Origin of the sequence: Caulobacter sp. S45, assembly GCF_903642205.1 — a bacterium.
GTDB lineage: Bacteria > Pseudomonadota > Alphaproteobacteria > Caulobacterales > Caulobacteraceae > CAHJWH01.
This window is the reverse complement of the sequence record NZ_CAHJWH010000237.1, coordinates 1-3,155: the sequence shown is the minus strand read 5'-3', so window position 1 is coordinate 3,155 and position 3,155 is coordinate 1. Positions and strand designations below refer to the sequence as shown.

The window sequence follows — 3,155 nt, the reverse complement described above, 5'->3', positions numbered from 1 at the left end:
CCACGGCCCGGTCCACCCCGGCGGGACCGGACTCCTCCACCGCGCTGACGACCGCCTCGGTCGCCGGATCGACCACCTGGAACTCCGCCCCGCCGCCCGGCGACAGCCGCTCGGCGTTGACGACGGCGGTGACGAGGGACGGCGGCGGCCCGAAGCGGCGCGCCAGCTCCGCACGCAGGGCCTGCATGGGGGGCTCAGACGCCGTCGGCCTCTGGAGTTCGGCTTGCATCATGGTCACCAGGCCCTCGCGCCTTCTGCGGCTTCCACCGCGCTCGTCTGCAAGTCCTCCGGCAAGGCCGGCCGGTACTGCGGCCACCAGTGGAACGGCGTCTGCGGCTCCACATAGCGGGTGACCAGCGGGCCGCCCTGGGTGCGGAAGAAGTAGAGGTTGCCCGTCATCGTGCCATAGGGGCCATGGGGGATGTGGCCCGGCCGCCAGAAGTAGGCGCCCGGCCGCATGACGCCGCGGTCGCCGTGGCTCTCGCCGGAGAGCAGATACATCTCCTCGACGAAGTCGTGCACCTCCGACCGCTCGGCCCAGCGCAGCGGCAGCGTGCCGAGGATCCAGGAGGTCTCCTGCGTCCCAGGGTCGGTGTAGAGCACCTTGCGCCCAGCGCCGGGCGGGAACTCGGGATGGAAGGTGCCGGTGTAGGGCACGGCGAAGGTGTCGACATGCTCCACCAGGCGGGCGGGATCGAAGCTCGCCGGCGCAGGCCGCCCCGGGTCGCCGGACAGGAAGGTCAGGACCACCGCCCCGCTCTCGCTGGCGCGCGCGCCCGCGTCGTAGCCGGCGGGCCAACGGGCGTAGTGCAGGTGGCCGAGCCGGAGCGCGCCCGCCGTCAGCGCGCCCTCTAGCACCAGCAGCTCCTCGTCCGCGCCGCGCGCCCCGGCCGGGAGGCTCCAACCCGCAGGATAGCGGACCAGGAGGCTGGCGGCCCCCGTCTCGGCGTCCTCGCTCAGCACCTTCAGCTCCACGCCGACGCCCAGGCCGAAGCGGTCGTCGGCGCGCCATGGCAGGGCCTGGGACTGGATGAACTCGATCTGCGGCCGCGACATGACTGCTCCACGCTCCTGTCTCACGCGCCGCCCCGGCTCTGGGCGCGCAAAGGGCTGCGGGGATCGCCGCCTTCGGTCAGGACCCGCATGATGCCGGCCATGGCCCGCTCCAGCGCCGCAGCGCTGCGGGCGGTGAGCCCAGCGTCGCCGGCGACCGCCTGCATCGCGTCCGGGGCCAGCGCGCCGGAATGCCCCAGCGCCACCTCCAGGGCCAGGCGGCGGACGCGCTCCACGTGCAGCTGGGATGCCAGCTCGAACACCAGTGCGGTGAGCTGCTCCAGGTCCGGCGCACCGTAGGGCGAGAGCCTGGCCGAGGGCTCGCTCACGCCGGCTTCTCCGCATGCAGGACCGCCCAGGGGAAGTGCCACTCCCGGCGGCGGGGCCAGGCCGGCTGGCCGAGATCGCCCGCGCCGCGCTCGTCGAAGGCCGTCCAGCGCGCGTGGACGAGACCCGCCGCCTGCGCCTCGCCGACCAGGTCCATCGCCATCATCGGGGCCATGAAGGGCTCGTTGTTGCGCGCCGAGTGCTCGACCAGGCTCAGGTCGCGGAACCCGTCCCCGGTCGGCTGGAAGTCGAGGAAGGCCAGGACGCCGCCCGGCGCGAGCAGCCGCGCCGCCTCGCGCAGCAGGCTTACCAGCGCCTCGCGCGGGAGCTCGTGCACCAGCATGGTGGAGGTGACGAGGTCGAAGCCGCCGCCCTCCAGGCCCGTGGCGCAGGCGTCGCCCTGGCGGAAGGTCACCGCCAGCTGTCGCGCGGCGGCGCGCCCGGCGGCGAGCTCCAGGCATGGCGCGGCCAGGTCGACGCCGGTCACCTCAGCCTGCGGGAACGCAGCCTTCAGGGGCCAGGTCGACTTGCCGAAGCCGCAGCCGAGATCGACGATGCGGGCATAGTCCCGCTTCGGCAGGGCGGTCTCGGCGAACAGGCGATGGAAGCTGTAGTCGTCATTCTCCCCCATCATCACCAGCTTGGCGCCGAGCTCGTAGACGTGGGCCGAGGCCCGCGAGGACCAGACCCCGCCCGGCTGCAGGTGGATGTCCCAGTCGGTGTACCAACTGGGAAGCTGCAGCGCCGGATCGACCTGGACGGGCGACGCTGCGGCCGCGGGCGCGTCGGCCTCCGCCGGACGGCCCGCGACGGCGTCCTCCACCGCGCGCCACAGCATCTTCTGGGAGCCGCGCTCCAGCCAGGCGAAGGCGCCGAAGCCCGGCAGGGCGTGCACGGCCTGCGCCAGCTCCGCAGGCGGCCGGGTGTCGTCACCGCCGGCCGCGTCGAACGCCTCGCGCAGGTGCGGATAGACCGTGTCGGCCCAGCGGCGGCGGAGCGCCAGCACGAAGTCGAGCCGGGCGCCGTCCTCCAGGCTCGCGCTCATGCCGCGGCCTCCAGGGCGGAGCCCGCTTCGGCCGCCACCAGCTCGATCCGCTCGCCGGCGACGCCGAAGAGGCAGGCGCCGGGGCCGTGCGCGCTCTGGAAGCTCACCGCCGCCATGCCGGGGGGCAGCTCGCCCGGCCGGCAGGGCCGGGGCCGGGCGGAGGCGGGATAGGCGTCCAGCTCGATCAAGCCGCCCTCGCCGAGCCTGACCAGGGCGTGGCGGTGCAGGGTCTCCGCAGGCAGGCCGTGCGCGTCGGAGATGACGCGCACCGGCGTGGCCACCGGCGGCTCGCTCGCATTGGCGAACCGGGCATATGGCTCCAGCAGGGCGTCGGCGTCGGGACCCGCGGCCACGACGATGAAGACGCGTCCGACGAAGGAAAGCGCCGGCGCGAGGTCCAGGCCGGAGCCGGGGCCGACCTCGGTGAAGTAGCAGCACTCCCCCGCCGGCCCGATCGCCTGCATGGCTTGGATCATGGGGAAGCGCGTCAGGCCACGGGGCGGCCCGATGATCTCGAAGGCGCCGCCCTGCAGCCGGTCGGCCAGGGCGTCGAGGTCCTGGGCCACGAACTCGGTGGCGTTCCAGCCGAAGGTGGTGAGCGCGCGCCACCCCGCGGCGGCGGGGCTCTCGATGAAGCGCAGGCGCACCGGCTCCCCGCTCGCGGGACCGAGCGTCAGCAGGGGGCGGCCGGCCTCGGCCGGCGCCTGCAGGCTCGCCGCCATCGCGGCGT

The 3,155-nt window shown here is 74.6% G+C and carries 5 protein-coding genes; all 5 read right to left on the bottom strand.

Annotated elements, in window-relative coordinates:
• Nucleotides 1–187: hypothetical protein (locus tag HUV06_RS15465; protein WP_217433923.1), on the bottom strand; the 187-nt coding region annotated here is incomplete at its 3' end.
• Between the two features lie 47 nt (nt 188–234).
• Nucleotides 235–1,056, bottom strand: a complete 822-nt coding sequence (locus HUV06_RS15460) for a cupin domain-containing protein (protein ID WP_174302135.1) — start codon at nt 1,054–1,056, stop codon at nt 235–237.
• Between the two features lie 20 nt (nt 1,057–1,076).
• Nucleotides 1,077–1,382, bottom strand: a complete 306-nt coding sequence (locus tag HUV06_RS15455; protein WP_174302134.1) for a hypothetical protein — start codon at nt 1,380–1,382, stop codon at nt 1,077–1,079.
• Nucleotides 1,379–2,425, bottom strand: coding sequence for a class I SAM-dependent methyltransferase (locus tag HUV06_RS15450; protein ID WP_174302133.1), 1,047 nt, complete (start codon nt 2,423–2,425; stop codon nt 1,379–1,381). The genes HUV06_RS15455 and HUV06_RS15450 overlap by 4 nt, the downstream gene beginning before the upstream one ends.
• On the bottom strand, nt 2,422–3,155 hold a 734-nt coding region (locus HUV06_RS15445), incomplete at its 5' end, for a hypothetical protein (protein ID WP_174302132.1). The genes HUV06_RS15445 and HUV06_RS15450, both read right to left, overlap by 4 nt.

Bases quoted from the DNA above. Each gene is read 5' to 3' on its own strand.
- HUV06_RS15460 (WP_174302135.1), bottom strand. From the start codon at position 1,056: ATGTCGCGGCCGCAGATCGAGTTCATCCAGTCCCAGGCCCTGCCATGG.
- HUV06_RS15450 (WP_174302133.1), bottom strand. From the start codon at position 2,425: ATGAGCGCGAGCCTGGAGGACGGCGCCCGGCTCGACTTCGTGCTGGCG.